This is a genomic window from Stenotrophomonas sp. X (genome assembly GCF_055721025.1).
Map to the genome: position 1 here is coordinate 2,268,630 of NZ_CM146756.1, position 16,905 is coordinate 2,285,534.

Annotated in this window: 18 protein-coding genes; 9 read left to right on the top strand and 9 right to left on the bottom strand. The window is 67.6% G+C overall.

Annotated elements, in window-relative coordinates; translation table 11 throughout:
* The first annotated feature begins 110 nt into the window (after positions 1–110).
* The 6 genes from ACZ75I_RS10505 (at position 111) to ACZ75I_RS10530 (ending at position 6,477) form a co-directional block, all read left to right on the top strand.
* The gene (locus tag ACZ75I_RS10505) at positions 111–410 is read left to right on the top strand and encodes a hypothetical protein (protein WP_049410891.1); all 300 of its coding nucleotides are present in this window, start codon (positions 111–113) and stop codon (positions 408–410) included.
* A gap of 63 nt (positions 411–473) precedes the next feature.
* Positions 474–3,233, top strand: coding sequence for a magnesium-translocating P-type ATPase (mgtA, locus tag ACZ75I_RS10510; protein WP_346476036.1), 2,760 nt, complete (start codon positions 474–476; stop codon positions 3,231–3,233).
* Positions 3,234–3,263: 30 nt separating this feature from the next.
* On the top strand, positions 3,264–4,001 hold the full coding sequence (locus ACZ75I_RS10515; protein WP_061480322.1) for an MgtC/SapB family protein: 738 nt from the start codon (positions 3,264–3,266) through the stop codon (positions 3,999–4,001).
* 238 nt (positions 4,002–4,239) lie between these two features.
* Positions 4,240–5,295, top strand: coding sequence for a sensor histidine kinase (locus tag ACZ75I_RS10520; protein ID WP_134967826.1), 1,056 nt, complete (start codon positions 4,240–4,242; stop codon positions 5,293–5,295).
* A complete protein-coding gene (locus ACZ75I_RS10525) occupies positions 5,288–5,929 on the top strand; it encodes a response regulator transcription factor (protein WP_061480324.1) in 642 nt (213 codons plus the stop codon). The genes ACZ75I_RS10520 and ACZ75I_RS10525 overlap by 8 nt, the downstream gene beginning before the upstream one ends.
* Entirely contained in the window at positions 5,926–6,477 is a 552-nt protein-coding gene (locus tag ACZ75I_RS10530; protein ID WP_346476035.1) for a DUF1697 domain-containing protein, read from the top strand. Before ACZ75I_RS10525 ends, ACZ75I_RS10530 begins: the two co-directional genes overlap by 4 nt.
* A gap of 69 nt (positions 6,478–6,546) precedes the next feature.
* Here ACZ75I_RS10530 and ACZ75I_RS10535 read toward each other — a convergent pair whose 3' ends face one another.
* Complete coding sequence (locus tag ACZ75I_RS10535) at positions 6,547–7,719, bottom strand: low temperature requirement protein A (protein WP_346476034.1); 1,173 nt, start codon at positions 7,717–7,719, stop codon at positions 6,547–6,549.
* Between the two features lie 9 nt (positions 7,720–7,728).
* Positions 7,729–7,995, bottom strand: coding sequence for a hypothetical protein (locus ACZ75I_RS10540; protein ID WP_061480327.1), 267 nt, complete (start codon positions 7,993–7,995; stop codon positions 7,729–7,731).
* 206 nt (positions 7,996–8,201) lie between these two features.
* On the opposite strand from ACZ75I_RS10540, the gene blaL1 reads away from it, so the two are divergent.
* Entirely contained in the window at positions 8,202–9,074 is an 873-nt protein-coding gene (blaL1, locus tag ACZ75I_RS10545; RefSeq protein ID WP_346476033.1) for a L1 family subclass B3 metallo-beta-lactamase, read from the top strand.
* A 125-nt stretch (positions 9,075–9,199) separates the two neighbouring features.
* Here blaL1 and ACZ75I_RS10550 read toward each other — a convergent pair whose 3' ends face one another.
* Positions 9,200–9,739 carry a DUF411 domain-containing protein gene (locus ACZ75I_RS10550; protein ID WP_472957819.1) on the bottom strand — a complete coding sequence of 180 codons (540 nt, stop codon included), beginning with the start codon at positions 9,737–9,739 and terminating at the stop codon, positions 9,200–9,202.
* 483 nt (positions 9,740–10,222) lie between these two features.
* Between ACZ75I_RS10550 and fdhD the strand changes: the two genes are divergently transcribed.
* On the top strand, positions 10,223–11,071 hold the full coding sequence (fdhD, locus tag ACZ75I_RS10555) for a formate dehydrogenase accessory sulfurtransferase FdhD (RefSeq protein WP_346476031.1): 849 nt from the start codon (positions 10,223–10,225) through the stop codon (positions 11,069–11,071).
* A 38-nt stretch (positions 11,072–11,109) separates the two neighbouring features.
* Here fdhD and ACZ75I_RS10560 read toward each other — a convergent pair whose 3' ends face one another.
* Positions 11,110–11,646, bottom strand: coding sequence for a carboxymuconolactone decarboxylase family protein (locus ACZ75I_RS10560; RefSeq protein ID WP_346476030.1), 537 nt, complete (start codon positions 11,644–11,646; stop codon positions 11,110–11,112).
* 106 nt (positions 11,647–11,752) lie between these two features.
* Between ACZ75I_RS10560 and ACZ75I_RS10565 the strand changes: the two genes are divergently transcribed.
* A complete protein-coding gene (locus ACZ75I_RS10565; protein ID WP_346476029.1) occupies positions 11,753–12,631 on the top strand; it encodes an AraC family transcriptional regulator in 879 nt (292 codons plus the stop codon).
* Positions 12,632–12,759: 128 nt separating this feature from the next.
* Here ACZ75I_RS10565 and ACZ75I_RS10570 read toward each other — a convergent pair whose 3' ends face one another.
* The 5 genes from ACZ75I_RS10570 to ACZ75I_RS10590 form a co-directional block, all read right to left on the bottom strand.
* Positions 12,760–13,317 carry a TetR/AcrR family transcriptional regulator gene (locus tag ACZ75I_RS10570; RefSeq protein ID WP_061479404.1) on the bottom strand — a complete coding sequence of 186 codons (558 nt, stop codon included), beginning with the start codon at positions 13,315–13,317 and terminating at the stop codon, positions 12,760–12,762.
* 4 nt (positions 13,318–13,321) lie between these two features.
* Entirely contained in the window at positions 13,322–14,854 is a 1,533-nt protein-coding gene (locus tag ACZ75I_RS10575) for an MFS transporter (RefSeq protein WP_346476028.1), read from the bottom strand.
* Positions 14,855–15,002: 148 nt separating this feature from the next.
* Positions 15,003–15,743, bottom strand: coding sequence for a hypothetical protein (locus tag ACZ75I_RS10580; protein WP_346476027.1), 741 nt, complete (start codon positions 15,741–15,743; stop codon positions 15,003–15,005).
* Positions 15,743–16,363, bottom strand: a complete 621-nt coding sequence (locus tag ACZ75I_RS10585) for a DUF3299 domain-containing protein (protein WP_472957820.1) — start codon at positions 16,361–16,363, stop codon at positions 15,743–15,745. The genes ACZ75I_RS10580 and ACZ75I_RS10585 overlap by 1 nt, the downstream gene beginning before the upstream one ends.
* Positions 16,353–16,904 carry a DUF3299 domain-containing protein gene (locus ACZ75I_RS10590; protein WP_242890834.1) on the bottom strand — a complete coding sequence of 184 codons (552 nt, stop codon included), beginning with the start codon at positions 16,902–16,904 and terminating at the stop codon, positions 16,353–16,355. The genes ACZ75I_RS10585 and ACZ75I_RS10590 overlap by 11 nt, the downstream gene beginning before the upstream one ends.
* Between the last annotated feature and the right edge of the window lies 1 nt (position 16,905).

Consider the following 16,905-nt stretch of genomic DNA (forward strand, 5'->3'; position numbering starts at 1 on the left):
ACCGCGACCCGTATGCCTGATTGCTGCCTGTTCCTGGCGCCTGCCCGCCGGTCCCTGCCTGCTTGAGTGACGGGGGGCCGCCAGGCGCCGCCTGCCTGGAGATCGCCCCCATGTCCTACAAGATCCTTTACATCACGCTGCGCCGCCTGATCGGCGAGCGCGATGTCGCCGCCCTGCGCAGCCAGCTGCTGCAACACGGCCCCGTGATGTTCGCCCGTTCGCTGTCGCTCGGTTCGCCACGCGTGGTGGCCGACGCGCTGTCGCTGCTGCCGATCAGCGAACGCATCAACGTGCTGCGGCACCTGCCCTATCCCCTGCGCGACGCGATGAAGCCACTGTGCATCGGTGGCAGCCAGCGCCTGCGCATGCAGCCGTGGTCGCCGGCGGTGCTGGCCATGCGCCACGCCTGATCTGTCTCACCCATTCCGTTCGTGTTCCGGCTGCGGCCGGCTCTGACATTCGAGGAGCGTCCCATGAGCCTGCTCAACGCCTGGTTCAACGCCTTCCTGCGCAGCCGCCGCGCAGGCAACCTGTTCCGCCGCCGTGCGATGCCCGAAGCCGGCTTCGGCCCTGGCAGCGCCGAGGCCGCGCCGTTCGCTCTCACCACCGGCCTGGTCACCCTCGCCCAGCAGGACGAAGCCGAGCTGCTGACCACGCTGGAATCACATGCCGATGGCCTCAGCCCGCATGAGGCCGAGGAGCGACTGGCCACGCTCGGCCCCAACGAGGTGGATCACGAGAAGCCGCTGCCGTGGTGGCGCCACCTGTGGCAGTGCTACCGCAATCCGTTCAACCTGCTGCTGACCGTGCTGGCGGCGGTGTCCTGGCTGACCGAGGACATCAAGGCGACGATCGTCATCGGTGCGATGGTGCTGCTGTCCACGCTGATCCGCTTCGTGCAGGAGGGTCGTTCAAATCGCGCAGCCGAGCGGCTGAAGGCACTGGTCGGCAACACTGCGCGCGTTCTGCGCCGCAATCCCGGCACCGAGGCTGCGGATGTGGCCGACCAGTACTTCGGCGCGCACCTGCACAGCCGCCGCCCGGCACGCCTGCTGGACCTGCCTATCCGTGAACTGGTACCCGGCGACCACATTGTGCTGTCGGCCGGCGACATGATTCCGGCCGACTGCCGCGTGCTGACCGCCAAGGACCTGTTCGTGGCGCAGGCGGCGATGACCGGCGAGTCGCTGCCGGTGGAGAAGTTCGCGCACCCGGGCGATGGTCTGGCCGGCCTGCTCGAACAGCACAACCTGCTGTTCATGGGTACCAACGTGGTGTCCGGTACGGCCACTGCCATCGTGCTGGCCACGGGCAACCGCACCTACTTCGGCACGCTGGCCCAGCGCAGCACCGCCACCGACCGTGCGCCCACCGCGTTCCAGGCCGGCGTCAACAGTGTCAGCTGGCTGCTGATCCGCTTCGCGCTGGTGATGGTGCCATTCGTGCTGCTGATCAACGGCTGGACCAAGGGCGACTGGACCGAGGCGTTCCTGTTCGCGCTGTCGGTGGCGGTGGGCCTGACGCCGGAAATGCTGCCGATGATCGTCACTTCCACCCTGGCCAAGGGCGCGGTGCTGCTGTCGCGGCGCAAGGTGATCGTCAAGCGCCTGGATGCCATCCAGAACTTCGGCGCGATGGAAGTGCTGTGCACCGACAAGACCGGCACCCTCACCCAGGACAGGATCGCGCTGGAGCGCCATACCGATGTGTTCGGCCACGATTCGGAAGACGTACTGAAGTTCGCTTACCTCAACAGTCACTTCCAGACCGGCCTGATCAACCTGCTCGACCGTGCGGTACTGGAACACGTGGAGCTGCAGAGTTCGCTGCGGCTGTCGCAGGACTACCACAAGGTGGATGAGATCCCGTTCGACTTCGAGCGCCGCCGCATGTCGGTGGTGGTCTCCGAGCGCGAGGATCACCACGAGCTGATCTGCAAGGGGGCGGTAGAAGAGATGCTGGCGGTGTGCAGCACCGTGCGCGAGAACGGCCAGGACATGCCGCTGGACGAGCGCCGCCTGGCGCGGGTGCGGCAGACCACCGAGGAACTGAACGAACAGGGCCTGCGTGTGGTGGCGGTGGCGATGAAAGAAACCGCAGCCAGCCAGACCGCCTACTCGCAGGCGGATGAGTGCGGGTTGACCCTGGTCGGCTACGTGGCCTTCCTGGACCCGCCGAAGGAATCGGCTGCGCAGGCGCTGCAGGCGCTGGCCGCACACGGCGTCGAGGTCAAGGTCTTCACTGGCGACAACGAACTGGTGACCGCCCGTGTGTGCGCACAGGTGGGACTGGATGCCGACACCATCCTGACCGGGCCGCAGATCGAGCGCATGGATGACGGCGCGCTGTCGCGGGCGCTGCACCACCATCGCGTGTTCGCCCGGCTGACGCCGCTGCACAAGGAGCGCCTGGTGCGCGAACTGCGCGCACAGGGCAAGGTGGTCGGCTTCCTCGGCGACGGCATCAACGATTCACCGGCGCTGCGCGCGGCCGATATCGGCATCAGCGTGGACAGTGCGGTAGACATCGCCAAGGAGGCCGCCGACATCATCCTGCTGGAGAAGAACCTGATGGTGCTGGAGGAAGGCGTCATCCAGGGCCGGCGCACGTTCAACAACATGCTGAAGTACATCCGCATGACCGCCAGCTCCAACTTCGGCAATGTGTTCTCGGTGCTGGTGGCCTCCGCGTTCCTGCCGTTCCTGCCGATGCTGCCGCTGCAGCTGCTGGTGCAGAACCTGCTGTACGACATCTCGCAGATCGCCATCCCGTTCGACAATGTGGACGAGGAGCTGGTGCGCAGGCCGCTGAAGTGGAACCCGGCGGACATCGGCCGCTTCATGGTGTTCTTCGGGCCGATCAGCTCGATCTTCGACCTGACCTGCTTCGCGCTGATGTGGTACGTGTTCGATGCACGCACGCCGGCCGACCAGGGTCTGTTCCAGTCCGGTTGGTTCGTGGTCGGCCTGCTGACCCAGACCCTGATCGTGCACATGATCCGCACGCCGAAGGTGCCGTTCCTGCAGAGCATCGCCGCGCCGCCACTGCTGCTGATGACCGGCCTGATCATGGCGATTGGCGTGGCCCTGCCGATGAGCCCGCTGGCCGGCTACTTCAAGCTGCAGGCGCTGCCGGCCGGCTACTGGCCTTTCCTGGTGGCCATCCTGTTCGGCTACGCGGTGCTGACCACTGCGCTGAAGCGGTTCTACATCCGTCGTTACGGCTGGCAGTAAGCGCCCGCCGCTTGTCCAGGGAGAAACACAATGGACATCAATCCGAACCTGCCGGCGTTCAACGCCGGCGCCACGCTCAGCTCGCTGATCAGCCTGTCGGTGGCGTTCGTGCTGGGCACGATCATCGGCCTGGAACGGCAGCTGCGGCAACGCACCGCCGGCCTGCGTACCAACACGCTGGTGGCGGTGGGTGCGGCGGTGTTCGTCGATCTGGCGGTGCGCTTCCATGACCTGTACGGCGGCCCACCGTCACCGCTGCATGTGGTGGCCTATGTGATCTCCGGCGTCGGCTTCCTTGGTGCCGGCGCGATCATGAAGGACGGCGCGCAGGTGTCCGGCCTGAACACCGCCGCCACCCTGTGGGGATCGGCGGCGGTGGGAGCATGTGCCGGTATCAAGCTGCTGCCCGAAGCAGTGCTCGCAGCGGTGTTCGTGCTGGCCGCCAACACCCTGCTGCGGCCGGTGGTAAACCGCATCCATCGGCAGCCGCTGCCGGAAGCGTTCAGCGAGGCAACCTATGCGATCAACGTGGTCTGCCAGCGCGAGCAGCAGGCCGAGGTACTGGACCAGCTGTTGCTGCTGCTTGAACAGGCGCAGTACCCGGTGCGCGCGGTCGACCAGCGCCCGTTTGGCGAGCGCGACGTGGAGATCGAAGCGGTGCTGTATGCCACCACCGTCGATGCCGGCGAGCTCGATGCGGTATTGGCCACGCTGGCGACCACGCCCGGCGTCCTGCAGGGGTTCTGGAACGCCAGCCTGGAGGAGTAGTGGCGGCCGCTGGCCGACGACCTGATGATCTCCGGACGCCCCTTGCATCGCCTCGGCATGCCCACCACTGCGGTAGTGCCGGCCGCTGGCCGGCAACCTCATGATCTCCGGAAGCACCCTGCAGATGCCGGCCAGCGGCCGGCACTACCAGGCATCGCTTTGACCGGTGCCGAACAGGGTCGGCATCCACCGATGGCGGCTTTGCTATCCTTTCCGCCCACGCCAGGGAGCTTCCCCGATGCCATCGCTGTCGCCCCGCCGCCCACTGGTGCTGCTGGTCCTGATCGTCGTGATGGCGGCGATCTTCCTGATCGACACCGTCACCGATTACGCGGTTGCCGCTGCCTGCTTCTACGCGGCGGTCATCCTGGCCGCATCGCGCGTGCTGGGCGCACGCGGGTTGATCACGCTTGCCCTGGCCTGCATCGCGCTGACCGGGGTGAGCTTCTTCCTGACCCGCTTCGGCACCTACCGCATCGGCCTGGTCAATTCGGTCATCGGCATGCTGGTGATCGGCATCACAACCTACCTTGCCCTGAACATGGAAGCGGCCAAGGCCGCCGTGCAGGAAGCACAGGGCCGCCTGCTGCGGGTAGCGCGCGCCTCCACCGTGGGCGAGCTCACCACCTCCATCGCGCATGAAGTGAACCAGCCGCTGGCGGCCATCGCCAGCAGCGCCGAAGCCTGCCAGCGTTGGCTCGCGCAGGACCCACCGAACGTGGACAAGGCCCGCCAGACCGTGGCCCGCATCCTCGCCGATGCACACCGCGCAGGCGACGTGATCGCCCGCATCCGTGGCCTGACCCAGGGCGCGGCACCGCAGCGACGCGCCTTCGATCTGAACCAGGCGGTGGAGGAAATGCTGGCGCTGTCGCGCAGCGAGCTGGACCGGCATGGCGTGGCCGTGGCGCTGCTGCTGGACGCCGAGCTGCCACCGGTGCAGGCCGACCGCGTGCAGGTACAGCAGGTGATCGGCAACCTGATCCTCAATGCGGTGGACGCGATGGAGACCGTGCCCACCGCCGACCGCCGCTTGTCCCTGCTGACCCGGCGCGACGGCCAGCGGGTCAGCCTCAGTGTGCGTGACCGCGGCGTCGGCCTGCCCGCCGACCATCCCGAACGCGTCTTCGATGCCTTCTGGACCACCAAGTCGCACGGTCTGGGGCTGGGTCTCAGCCTGAGCCGCTCGATGATCGAAGCCAACGACGGCCAGATCCGTGCCGAACGACCGGCAGGCGGCGGTGCCTGCTTTGTGTTCGACCTGCCCATTGCCACGGACGCCCACCATGCGTAAGCCGACTGCCGCCAACCCCGATCCGGCACCCATCGTCTATGTGGTCGACGACGATCCGTCGGTGCGCGCGGCACTGGAAGACCTGCTGGCCTCGATGGGCCTGCAGGTGCGGGCCTTCGCCTCCACCCAGGCCTTCCTCGAACACGCGCTGGAAGACGCACCGGCATGTCTCGTGCTGGACGTGCGCATGCCCGGCCAGAGCGGTCTTGAATTCCATCGCACGATGGGCAACCACGGCCTGCAGCTTCCGGTGGTGTTCATCACCGGCCACGGCGACATCGCGATGGGCGTCAACGCGATCAAGGACGGCGCCATCGAATTCCTCACCAAGCCCTTCCGTGACCAGGAACTGCTTGATGCCATCCACAAGGGCATCGAGATCGACCGCCAGCGCCGCCGCGAGGACGAGGCGCTCGGCGCGCTACAGCTGCGTTGGCACACCCTCAATGCCGGCGAGCGCGAGGTGGTCGATGGCGTGGTGCGCGGCCGCCTCAACAAGCAGATTGCCGGCGATCTGGGCGTCAGCGAGATCACGGTGAAGGTGCGCCGTGCGCAGGTGATGCGCAAGATGGGCGCACGCACCCTGGTTGACCTGGTGCGCATGTACGACCGCCTGCAGGCGGGTACGCCATGAACGTCCACGTCGCGCTGCTGCGCGCGGTCAACGTCGGCGGCACCGGCAGGCTGCCGATGCGCGAACTGGTGGCAATGTGCGAGGACGCAGGCTTCGCCGATGTCCGCACGTACATCGCCAGCGGCAACGTGGTGTTGCGCAGCTCGCTCGACGAAACAGGCGTGCGCCAGGCCCTCGGCCAGCGGCTCCAGGCCTATGCCGGCAAGCCGGTGGGCGTGCTGGTGCGCTCGGCCAACGAGATTGCCGGTGTGGTGGCACGCAACCCGTTTGCGCAGGCGGCCGGCAACCGTGTGGTCGCCCTGTTCCTCGACGGCAGGCTGCCTGCCGATCCGCTGGACGGCGTGACCGGCCGGCGCGACGAACAGCTTGCACTCGGCACGCGCGAGATCTTCATCCACTACGGTGCCGGCATGGCCGACTCGCGCTTGCGGGTGCCCTATGCCCAGCACGGCACCGCCCGCAATATGAACACAATCGGCAAGCTTGCAGTGATGGCCGCAGCGCTTACCTGGCCTGCCAGCAATCCGCGTGCTGGCCGGAGGCGGTAGCGTCGACCCTCAGGCACTGCGCCGCGCTCGCGCTCCGTGAAGGCTGAAGCAGTGGGCGGACCCAACGGATCACGCCCGCAGCAAGCGGCGCTTCAATCGCGTATCCAGCAGCCCCACGCCCAGCAGCACCAGGCTGGTCAGCCATCCGGCGGCCAGCAGGTGCACGTGCGGTAGCATCAGCCCCAGCACCAGCAGCGCCACCGCGCCCAGCAGATGCGAGCGCGGCGCGTGCCCATAGACCACGCGTTTGTACAGGGCACTGCCCAGCAGATAGATCAGCGGGCCTGCCACCATCACGCTGGCGTAAACCGTGGTGGCGGCCACCCCCGGATGGTCCATGACCAGATCATTGCCCACCGCCGTGGCGATGATGCCGGCGATCAGCAATGCATGCACGTAGTGGAAGTTGGCGCCCATCCTTCCGGGGTCTTCGGCGTGGGTGATGGCCTCAGTGGCATCGTGGCTGGAGATGCCGAAGTACAGCCACCACATGGCAATCGTGCCGGCGAAGGTGGCCAGCACCGCTGAAACCACTTCCAGGCTCCAATGCTCGACGTTGCTGAGCACGCCACCGGTGGCCAGCAGCGTCTCACCCAGCGCGACGATGACGAACAGCTGGCAGCGTTCGGCCAGGTGCCCCCCCTCGATGGTCCAGTCGCGGGTGTGCGAACGACCCATGCCCGGGAAGGCGAAGCCGAACATCGGCGAGATGTATTCGCAGGCAACTGCCACCGCCCACAGTGCCAGCCGCAGATTGCCCTCGGCCGCTGCGCCGGCCAGCCAGAAGCAGGCCGAGACGCTGACCCAGGCCAGCATGCGACGGAAGTTCGGCGCCAACGGATGGTTGCGGCCGACCTCGAACAGCACGAACGCTGTGCGTCCGACCTGCATCGTGACGTACGCTCCGGCGAAGATCCACGCACGCTCGGCAAACGCCTCGGGGATGGACGAGGACATCAACAACGCCAACAGCATTGTGGTGAACAGCAAGCCGCGGATGCGCGGCGCCTGCGGGTCGAACCAGTTGCTGACCCAGCACGCGTACTGCCAGCCGAGCCAGACCGCGAACCACAGCACCAGGGTCTGCAGCACGCCAGCCAGGTCCAGGTGGTGCAACAGGTGGTGACTGAGCTGGGTGACCGCGAATACGTAGACCAGATCGAAGAACAGTTCTTCGTAGGTCACGCGGGCATGGTGGCCGTCGCGGTGGCGCAGCGCGGGCAGGCGCAGTCGGGTACTCATGCAACTCCTTCAGCGCGCCAGGCGCCAGTACAGCAACCCGGCCAGCAGCGCCGGCACGGCGAACACCAGCAACAGGATCGGCAGCTCCTCGCGTACCGTATAACCGGCCTTGCTGACCCCCACCCACATGTTGGCGACGGCCACCAGCAGCCAGGTGGCGATGAAGGCGATCAGCGCCGTGCGCAGCTGCGAGGTGCCCACGCTCCAGAGTTGGCCAAACAGCAGGAACACCCCCAGCAGGAGCACGCCACCGAGCATCACCATGAGCACATGCATGGTCCACCTCCTTGAGCCTGAGAACAGGCTAGCCCCGGCCGATTCTTCGCTCCAGCCCGTGTACATGGATTCACAGTCCAGATCGGCCGAACAATCCGCTGCCGATACCGAGGTCGCCCTTATCGGAGTCATGAGTTATTCGCGAAACTGCGCGCCGCCAGGTGCGTGTTAACTTCATCCTCCTCCCTTTCGACCTTCTTTCCATCATGCGCCTTCGACTCTCGTCGCTCGCCCTGGCCGCCACGCTCATCACCTTCGACGGCGTCGCCGCCGACGCACCGCTACCACAGCTGCAGGCTTACACGGTGGACCCTTCCTGGCTGCAAACGATGGCGCCGTTGCAGATTGCCGATCACACCTGGCAGATCGGCACCCATGACCTGACGGCGCTGCTGGTCCAGACGGCTGATGGCCTCGTCCTGATCGATGGTGGCATGCCGCAAATGGCCTCTTACCTGCTGACCAACATGAAGGCCAGCGGAACCAATACCGGTCCCCTGCGCATGGTCCTGCTCAGCCACGCGCACACCGACCACGCCGGCCCTGTGGCCGAGATCAAGCGCCGCACGGGGGCGCAGGTGATCGTGAATGCCGAAACCGCAGTGCTGCTGGCCCGAGGCGGCAGCGACGACCTTCATTTCGGCGACGAAATCACGTTTCCACCGGTCAATGCAGACCGCATCGTCATGGATCGGGAGGTCGTTAAGCTGGGCGGCATCGCGTTCACCGCCCACTTCATGCCCGGGCACACCCCGGGCAGCACCGCCTGGACCTGGACCGATACGCGCGATGGCAAGCCGGTGCGCATCGCCTATGCCGACAGCCTGAGCGCGCCGGGCTACCAGCTGCAGGGCAATGCCCGCTATCCCCGCCTGGTCGAGGACTACCGACGCAGCTTCGCTACGGTGCGCGGCCTGCCCTGCGACCTGTTGCTGACCCCGCATCCGGGCGCCAGCAACTGGAACTATGCTGCTGGCAGCAACGCCAGCGAGAAGGTACTGAGCTGCAAAGCCTACGCGGATGCGGCCGAGAAGAAGTTCGACGCGCAGCTGGCCAAGGAAACGGCCACGGCACGCTGATTCTGCAGATCCTGTAGAGCCGAGCCCATGCTCGTCTTGCCGGCCGACAACAGCCGAGCGTGGGCTCGGCTCTACACAGGACGCGTCGAAGTGTGCCGGTCAGGACGACCGGCACCCGCCGTCCATCAGCCACCCTGTCCGTGCTGGGCGAACGGCTCGGTGCTGCCGTCGGTGCGCACCAGCTCGACGGTATACGGCTGCACGTAGCCATCCGGCATTTCCATGCCCGGCGAACCGGCCGGCATGCCGGGCAGCACCAGCCCGCGCGCGGCCGGGCGTTCGGCCAGCAGGCGCTTGATGTCCTCGGCCGGGATGTGGCCCCCGACCACATACCCGCCGATCTCGGCGGTATGGCAGGAGGCCTTGCCGACCGGCACGCCCAGGCGAACCTTGATCGGATTCATGTCATCGGTGTCGCGCACCTCGACCTGGAAGCCCGCGGCCTTCAGGTGGTCGACCCAGATGCCGCAGCAACCACAGCTGGCGGTCTTGTGCACGATGGCCACCGGCAAGGCCGGATCGACCTTGGCCGGGCTGGCCTGGATCGGTGCCACCGATGCTGCGCTGGCGATCGGTGCGGCGGCGGATTCTTCGGCGGCACGTGCACAGGCGGTCGTGGCAAACACGGTGCCCAGCAGCAGGCCGAGGGAGAGAGTACGGTGCATAGGGAGTGATTCCTTTGCAGAGTCGGGCAACGCAGCCCGCCGCCCGCGCATCGAAGTCGCAGGCAGAGTCGAGAAAAAGTCGAACAGTCATGGCAGGCGCTTGAGCGCCTGCAGGAAATCACGCAATGGGGGGACGCAACGGGTCAGGCATCGGCGGCGATGCCCGTTGCGGGGAACTGGCGGCTGCCGGCGCCTCGCGCCACGGCGAGGCTGGCGTTCCATTCAACGTGGCCAGCATGCCAAGGCGGGTCGGCGGGAGGAACGCTACAACGAACGGCACGACGCCGGCGGGCGGTCGTTTCGGCTGCGCAGCAAGCCCCACAGTCAAGCACGGCCCACGCCGCTTCGCCAGAGGGCACTGGCTGTTTTCAGCACAACCTGCCAGGGCAACGGTTACAGCCGCGTCTGTACGCGACCACTGCGCTATCCTCGAAACCGCAGGCGGTGGCCCGCCCGCGTTTCCCCCTTGCCCGGACGCGCTGCATGCCTTATTCGATCCCGCCGCACATCCCGCCTGCCGGCACCGCCCAGCGCCCCTTGCAGCGCTGGCGCGGCGGCAGGCAAGAGCAGCAGGTCGACATGGTGGCCGAAGAAGTGCCGGTGGCGCTGCGTTACAACGATGCCCCCTTTGCAGTGATGATGGCCACCCCGTGCGACCTGGAAGACTTCGCGCTCGGGTTCTCGCTCAGCGAGGGCCTGATCGACACGCCCTCGCAGCTGCTGTCGATCGAGATCCGCCCGCAGCTGGAAGGCATCGAATTACAGATGACCGTGGCCGAGGAGGCATCCGGTGCCGACCTGGACCCGGCCAATGGACGCCTGCTGCCCGGCCGTGGTGGCTGTGGCCTGTGCGGCACGCGCCAGCTGGAGGAAGTGCTGCGCCCACTGCCGCAGGTCCGCGAACGACGCAGCTATGCCGCCGCCGCTCTGCAGCGCGCGGTTGCCACGCTGGCGCAGCACCAGCCGATGAATGCGGTGAGCGGCTCCATCCACGCCGCCGCCTGGGCCGATGCCAGTGGGCGCATCGGCTGGGTCCGCGAGGACGTCGGCCGCCACAACGCGCTGGACAAGCTGATCGGCGCGCTGCACCACAACGAACACACCATTGAAGGCGGCCTGCTGGTGATTTCCAGCCGGGCCAGCTACGAAATGGTCAGCAAGGCGGTGCGCGCCGGTGCCAGCGTGCTGGCTGCAGTCTCGGCACCGACCGCATTGGCGATCGACCTGGCCCGCAGCGCCGGCCTGTGCCTGGTCGGGTTCGCGCGGGAGAGCGGGTTCAATGTATATACCCATCCGGAGCGGCTGCAGGCGGACGACGGCCACGCCCGCTGAAGATGGCCGGGAGCACAGCGCCCCCGGCCCGGTAGACCTCAGCGCAGCGCGACCTTCGGGAAGTCCACCGGCACGTCGAACGCGACGTTGACGTAGTTGGTGAACAGGTTGAGCGCCACATGCGCGAGGATCTCCACGATCTGCTCATCATCGAAGCCAGCCGCGCGCAGCGCCTGCACGTCGCCATCGGCGATCTGCGCACGCTGCTCGACCACCTTCAGCGCGAAGTCCAGGGCAGCGGCGGTCGCCGGGTCACTGGACTGGCCGATCTGCGCGGCAGCCATCCGCTCGCTGCTGGCGCCGGCCTTGCGGCCCAGTGCCGTGTGCGCGGCCAGGCAGTACTCGCAGGCATTGCGGTTGGCAATGGCCACGGCGATCTGCTCGCCCAGCAGCGGCGACAGGCGAGCGCCACCGAGTGCGCCGAACGAACCCCACATGCTCTTCAGCGCGGCCGGCGAATTGGCTACGGCGCGGAACATGGCCGGGGTGGCGCCAAAGGCGGCGTTGACCTGGCCCAGCAGGGCCTGGCGTTCGGCGGTGGTGTTGGCGGCATCGATCAGGGGGACACGGGACATGGTGGATCTCCTTGGGAAAGCGCCCGGGATTGGACGACCCGCTCATCCTAGGGAGACTCTCCGGACGCATCAGTCGTAATTCGCCACACATGTTGTCCATACGTCCATGAGCATGCCCGCCCCCCCTGCGCCAGATCGCCTCTCCTCCCTGCTGGAACGCTTCCGGGTGCAGGCGGCGCTGTTCCACAGTGGCCCGCTGTGCGGGCAGCATGTCTTCGAGCCGCAGCCCGGTCGTGCGTTCCTGCACATCCTGCGCCAGGGTGAAATGGAAGTCCGCCATCCCGACGGCGATATCGCGCTGCCCCGGCTGAAGATCGACACACCCAGCCTGCTGCTGTACCCGCAGCCGCTGCACCATGTGTTCTTCAACGCGCCGCTGGATGGCCCGGATTTCACCTGCGCCACGCTGGATTTCGATGGCGGTGCGCGCAATCCGATCGTGCAGTCGCTGCCACCGGTGATGGTGGTGCCGCTGGCGGCCATCGGCGAACTGGATGACACCCTGCAGCTGCTGTTTGCCGAGGCCGATCGCCAGCGCTGCGGTTCACGGCTGCTGACCAACCGCCTGTTCGAGGTCGCGCTGATCCAGATCCTGCGCTGGGTGGTCGATCATCCGGATGCAGCGGGCGTCAGCCATGGGCTGATGCGGGGGCTGTCCGATGCGCGGCTGGCTCGTACGCTGGTGGCGATGCACCAGGCGCCGCAGGACGAATGGACGTTGCCTCGCATGGCCGCGACTGCCGGCATGTCGCGCAGCGCGTTCGCGGCCGTGTTCAAGGACGTGATGCAGGCGACGCCGGCCGCTTATCTGCTGGACTGGCGGCTGAGCCTGGCCTGCGCGCAGCTGCGGGCCGGCGTGGCGGTCAAGCAGGTGGCGATCGAGGTGGGGTTTGCCGATACCGCGTCACTGTCGAAGGCGTTCCGCAAGCGGCTGGGGGCATCGCCCAGGGCGTGGCTGGCCGCGAGCGCCACGCAGGCTCGGTAATTGCGTCAGGGTAGGGTCGGCCGCTGGCCGACCATCGCGCAAAGCGCGGGGTTTTCATGGCTTGGCCGCAGAGCAGCCGACCCGCGGTCGGCTCTACCACGGGCGATGTCTGCGCGCCGGCCGGCCGCTCAACTGGACGTGCCGTCAGACTTTGCCAGCAGCCCGGCGATGCGCTCGGCCACCTGGGCACGTACGCCTTCATCCAGCTGCCCTTCGTACATCGCCTCGTAGATCCACAGGCCGTCGGCGGCCAGGCGTGCCACGAAATTGTCGAGCGTCGTCGGATCCACATTCCCGGCCTCCGGCGCGGACGGTGCCCAGCGCTGAACCGCCGGGCCCCACGGACGCTCGCCCGCCTCCGGGTCGGCCGATTCGAGCATGAACATCAGTTCGGCACGGGTGGCGCTCTGGGCCGACACGCGCACGAAGGTCTGGTAACGCTCCAGCGCCGAGGCTTCGTCCGCACGCTTGCCCAGCAGCGTTTCCATGGACGCCTCCCAGGCCTGCGCCAGGTACTCGTCGATCCCGCGCAGCAGCGCCTCGCGCGAGGGAAAGTGGTACAGCAGGCCGCCGCGGGTCAGCTTGGCCTCGGCCGCCACCGACTCGAAGGTCACCGCACGCACGCCGTCACGATTGATCACGTTGACGGCAGCGTCGAGGATGCGGTCGCGCTTGCTGGTTCTCATGGCGTCATTTTACGCGATCGGCGGCGCCCTCACGGCTGCCGGCCCGGCCACGCAGCAGGTGCGCCAGGATCGTCGCGCCCAGCGCCAGTACCGCCGTGATCACCAGCAGCACGCTCTGGTAGCCACGGTCATATGCCGCCGCAGCCAGTGCGAACCAATCACCCTGCCCGCTCTCGCGCGCGGCATGCAGCGCCTGGGTGAAACCCTCGCGGGCAAGCGCGGGCATATCGGCCGAGACCGGCAGGAACGCGCTGTACATCGCTGCGCTCAGGCTGCCCAGCATCGCCACCGCCAGCAGGCCACCCAACTCGTAGGACACTTCTTCCACGGAAGACGCCATGCCCGCACGGTGCGTCGGCACGTTGTTGAGGATGGCCGTGGACGCCACCGAGATGGCCGCGCCCATACCGAAGCCGGTGATGGCCATACCGGCGACCACCCAGCCAAGGCCGTGCGGGAAGCCGAACGCCACCACGCCGACGCCCAGCGCGCCCGCAGCCAGGCCACCGCAGATCAATGGGCGCAGGCCCACCCGGTGCAGGATGCTGCCGCCCAGCAGCGCACTGGGCAGGCTGCCCAGCGCGGCCACCGACACCAGCAGGCCCGCCTGCAGCGGCGAAAAGCCTGCCACCAGCTGGAAGCGCTGGGTGGTGACCAGCTGCAGGCCGGCCATCGCGAACAGGGTGAACACCGCCGACAGCGTGCCGGCCAGGAACGCCGGATTACGGAAGATCGCGAAGTCCAGCAGCGGGTACGGCAGCTGCTGCTGGCGGCGTGCGAACGCCGCACCACTGATGACGGCCAGCAGCAGCGCGCCTGCGCCCAGCGCATACGACGGCGGCGTCGCGATCAGCGACTTGATCGCCAGCACCAGGCCGGACAGTGCCGCCAATGCCAGCACCGACGAAACCAGGTCCCACGGTCGCGAGGTGTCGCGCTGGCCTTCCGGTGCCAGCAGCAGCGTGGCCACGAACGCGACCACGACCACCGGCACGTTGATCAGGAACACCGAGCCCCACCAGAAATGCTGCAGCAGCCAGCCACCGATGATCGGGCCGAGCGCCGCACCGACGATGGCCACCGAACCCCAAATGGCGATGGCGATGTTGCGTTCGCGCTCTTCGTGGAAGCTCAGGCCGATCAGCGCCAGCGTGGCCGGCATCATCGCGGCCGCGCCGACGGCCAGCAACGCGCGTGCGGCAATCAGCTGCGCTGCGCTGGCTGCGAACGCCGCTGCCAGCGACGCCACGCCGAACACCACCAGGCCGATCAGGAACATGCGGCGGTGGCCGATGCGGTCGCCCAGCGTGCCCGCCCCCAGCAGCAGGCCGGCCATCACCAGTGGATAGGCATTGATGATCCACAGCGCCTGGCCGGCGCTGGCCGAGAGTTCCCCAGTCAGTGTGGGCAGTGCGGTGTAGAGCACCGAGTTATCCAGCGTGACCAGCAGCAGGCCGGCGGCGACGGTGAACAACAGTGCCCAGCGACGGGCACGCGACAGGGCCGGAGCGCCGGCCAAGGGCTGGGACAGAGCCATGGGAGAACCTGATGGGATGAAGTACCACCAGAACTATACAGGATATCCGGTATAGTTATGGAGACAGTACCACCGGTTCAGATTGGGGTCCGGCCAATGTTCATGTTGCCGCGCCGCTCCTGCCGAGTGTGGCCGGTGTCAGGGATCATCACCGGCAGTCTTCCGGCAGCGCGGCGATGGTTGATACCACGGTCGCCTGCATGCCCTGCCCTACGGCCATGTCCAGCTCCCCACCTGTATTCCCATGCTGGCGCCGCAGTTCGTCCTCGCACAGCCCGCGCGCCCGCGCCCGGGCATTGGCGCGCAGGCTGCTGCACCGCCAATCGGTGCCACCCAACGGCAACACCGAATACACCACGCTGTTGCAGGCATTGCCGGTCCGCTGCTGCAACGACACCCCATCAAAATCCCGTGGTTCGCTGCTGCGCTGCGGGTCGAAGTAGCTGTCCGGGAACGTGCGTGCGTACTGTTCGATGTCCACGGCCATGCTGCGCCCACCGGCCAGCGGCATCTGCAGCGGCTGGCCGCACGGCGTCGCATCAGCGCGATGCTGGATGTACTGGTAGATCGGCCGGTCCAGCGATGGGTCCTGCTGGGTCACCGCACTCACCGCCTCCAGCACCGGCAGCGATGCACGATTGGCCATGCGCGCCAGCAGCCCGGCCTGCGCCGGCTGGCAGCGGTCGCGCACTGTTGCCGCGAGCAGGAACAGCACGTCGTTGCGAAACGCGTGGTCATCGCCCAGGCGCTGTTCGATGCGCTGGCGGGCATCGGAAGAAGGCGCCGGAAATGCGACCGACGGCGGCGCGGTGGGGGCGCGCTGCCACCACACCAGCAGCACGAGTGCGCCCAGCAGCATCCCCGCAGCAATGATCCAGCGCCGGCGCATCAGTTGTGGATCGCCGTCAGCGTGGCCGCGGCAGCATCGTAGGAGGCGCTGGCGATGTCCGCGTCGAAGCGCTTCACCTGCAGGCGGCCGACAAGCCGGTAGGGATCCCACAGATCGCCCAGCGTGATCGGCGTCGCCAGGGTCACGTGGATGATCTGGTTCGGCGGCGGTGGCGGCACGTGGATGCAGGCACCGTAGAACGGTACGAACAGCAGTTCATCCACCAGGCCGGCATCGTTGGTGCCGAGCGGTACCACGTAGCCATCCAGGTCCACCGCGCGGCCATCGGCAGCATCGACCACGCGCGAGGAGCCGAACTGCTTGGCGCGATCGGGGCTGGAATGGTCGATCTCCAGCCCCGGTGGCGTGCCGGAGCCGGTGTCGTCGATCAGCCCGCCCACCCCGTCCATGCCATTGCGTGACAGGCCGATCTGCGGTGGCGGGCGCTGGTAGGCCACTTCGTCGGGCCGTAACATGTCCCAACGGTCGATGGGGGCTTCGGCCGTGGCCGAGCGCGCCGGCTTGTCCTGCGGCACGACCGCCACGGCATCGCCGCCCGGCGACGTACAGCCCGCCAGCCACAGGCATCCCAGCATGAGAAAAAGGGGGCTACGGTTCATACGGCCTCAGCTCCGCATCGCGCATGGTGTAGGCCGAGCCGGCCAGATCGTCATCCAGCCGTTCGGCACGCAGGGTGCCGGCCAGGAAGAATGGCGAGTACATGTCCGGCATCTCGATCGGGCGCGGCAGCACCACGTGCACGATCTGGTTCGGCGGCGGCGGCGGCACGTGGATGCAGGCGCCGTAGTACGGCACGAACAGGAATTCGGTCAGCCGCCCGTCCTGCGCATTGGCTAGAGGTACCACGTAGCCTGGCAGGCGCACCGGTCGCTGCAGGACCGTGTCCACCGTGCGGAAGGTGCCGAACTGCGGCATGCGCCGGTTGCCGTTGTGCTCGACCTCCGGGCCCTCGCCCCGCTCCAGCGCGGCCAGTTCGTCCTCGGGCATCATCTGCAACCAGTCCAGCTCCTGCTCTGCCGCAACCGAAGCGTCAGCGCGGTCGACAACCGGCGCAGGTGGCAAGGCCTGCACACCGGTATCCACCGGCCGCTCACAGGCGGCCAGCGCCAGCACCATCGGCACTACCCGCATCCATCGCATG

Bases quoted from the DNA above. Each gene is read 5' to 3' on its own strand.
- ACZ75I_RS10505 (WP_049410891.1), top strand. From the start codon at position 111: ATGTCCTACAAGATCCTTTACATCACGCTGCGCCGCCTGATCGGCGAG.
- mgtA (WP_346476036.1), top strand. From the start codon at position 474: ATGAGCCTGCTCAACGCCTGGTTCAACGCCTTCCTGCGCAGCCGCCGC.
- ACZ75I_RS10515 (WP_061480322.1), top strand. From the start codon at position 3,264: ATGGACATCAATCCGAACCTGCCGGCGTTCAACGCCGGCGCCACGCTC.
- ACZ75I_RS10520 (WP_134967826.1), top strand. From the start codon at position 4,240: ATGCCATCGCTGTCGCCCCGCCGCCCACTGGTGCTGCTGGTCCTGATC.
- ACZ75I_RS10525 (WP_061480324.1), top strand. From the start codon at position 5,288: ATGCGTAAGCCGACTGCCGCCAACCCCGATCCGGCACCCATCGTCTAT.
- ACZ75I_RS10530 (WP_346476035.1), top strand. From the start codon at position 5,926: ATGAACGTCCACGTCGCGCTGCTGCGCGCGGTCAACGTCGGCGGCACC.
- ACZ75I_RS10535 (WP_346476034.1), bottom strand. From the start codon at position 7,719: ATGAGTACCCGACTGCGCCTGCCCGCGCTGCGCCACCGCGACGGCCAC.
- ACZ75I_RS10540 (WP_061480327.1), bottom strand. From the start codon at position 7,995: ATGCATGTGCTCATGGTGATGCTCGGTGGCGTGCTCCTGCTGGGGGTG.
- blaL1 (WP_346476033.1), top strand. From the start codon at position 8,202: ATGCGCCTTCGACTCTCGTCGCTCGCCCTGGCCGCCACGCTCATCACC.
- ACZ75I_RS10550 (WP_472957819.1), bottom strand. From the start codon at position 9,739: ATGCACCGTACTCTCTCCCTCGGCCTGCTGCTGGGCACCGTGTTTGCC.
- fdhD (WP_346476031.1), top strand. From the start codon at position 10,223: ATGCCTTATTCGATCCCGCCGCACATCCCGCCTGCCGGCACCGCCCAG.
- ACZ75I_RS10560 (WP_346476030.1), bottom strand. From the start codon at position 11,646: ATGTCCCGTGTCCCCCTGATCGATGCCGCCAACACCACCGCCGAACGC.
- ACZ75I_RS10565 (WP_346476029.1), top strand. From the start codon at position 11,753: ATGAGCATGCCCGCCCCCCCTGCGCCAGATCGCCTCTCCTCCCTGCTG.
- ACZ75I_RS10570 (WP_061479404.1), bottom strand. From the start codon at position 13,317: ATGAGAACCAGCAAGCGCGACCGCATCCTCGACGCTGCCGTCAACGTG.
- ACZ75I_RS10575 (WP_346476028.1), bottom strand. From the start codon at position 14,854: ATGGCTCTGTCCCAGCCCTTGGCCGGCGCTCCGGCCCTGTCGCGTGCC.
- ACZ75I_RS10580 (WP_346476027.1), bottom strand. From the start codon at position 15,743: ATGCGCCGGCGCTGGATCATTGCTGCGGGGATGCTGCTGGGCGCACTC.
- ACZ75I_RS10585 (WP_472957820.1), bottom strand. From the start codon at position 16,363: ATGAACCGTAGCCCCCTTTTTCTCATGCTGGGATGCCTGTGGCTGGCG.
- ACZ75I_RS10590 (WP_242890834.1), bottom strand. From the start codon at position 16,904: ATGCGATGGATGCGGGTAGTGCCGATGGTGCTGGCGCTGGCCGCCTGT.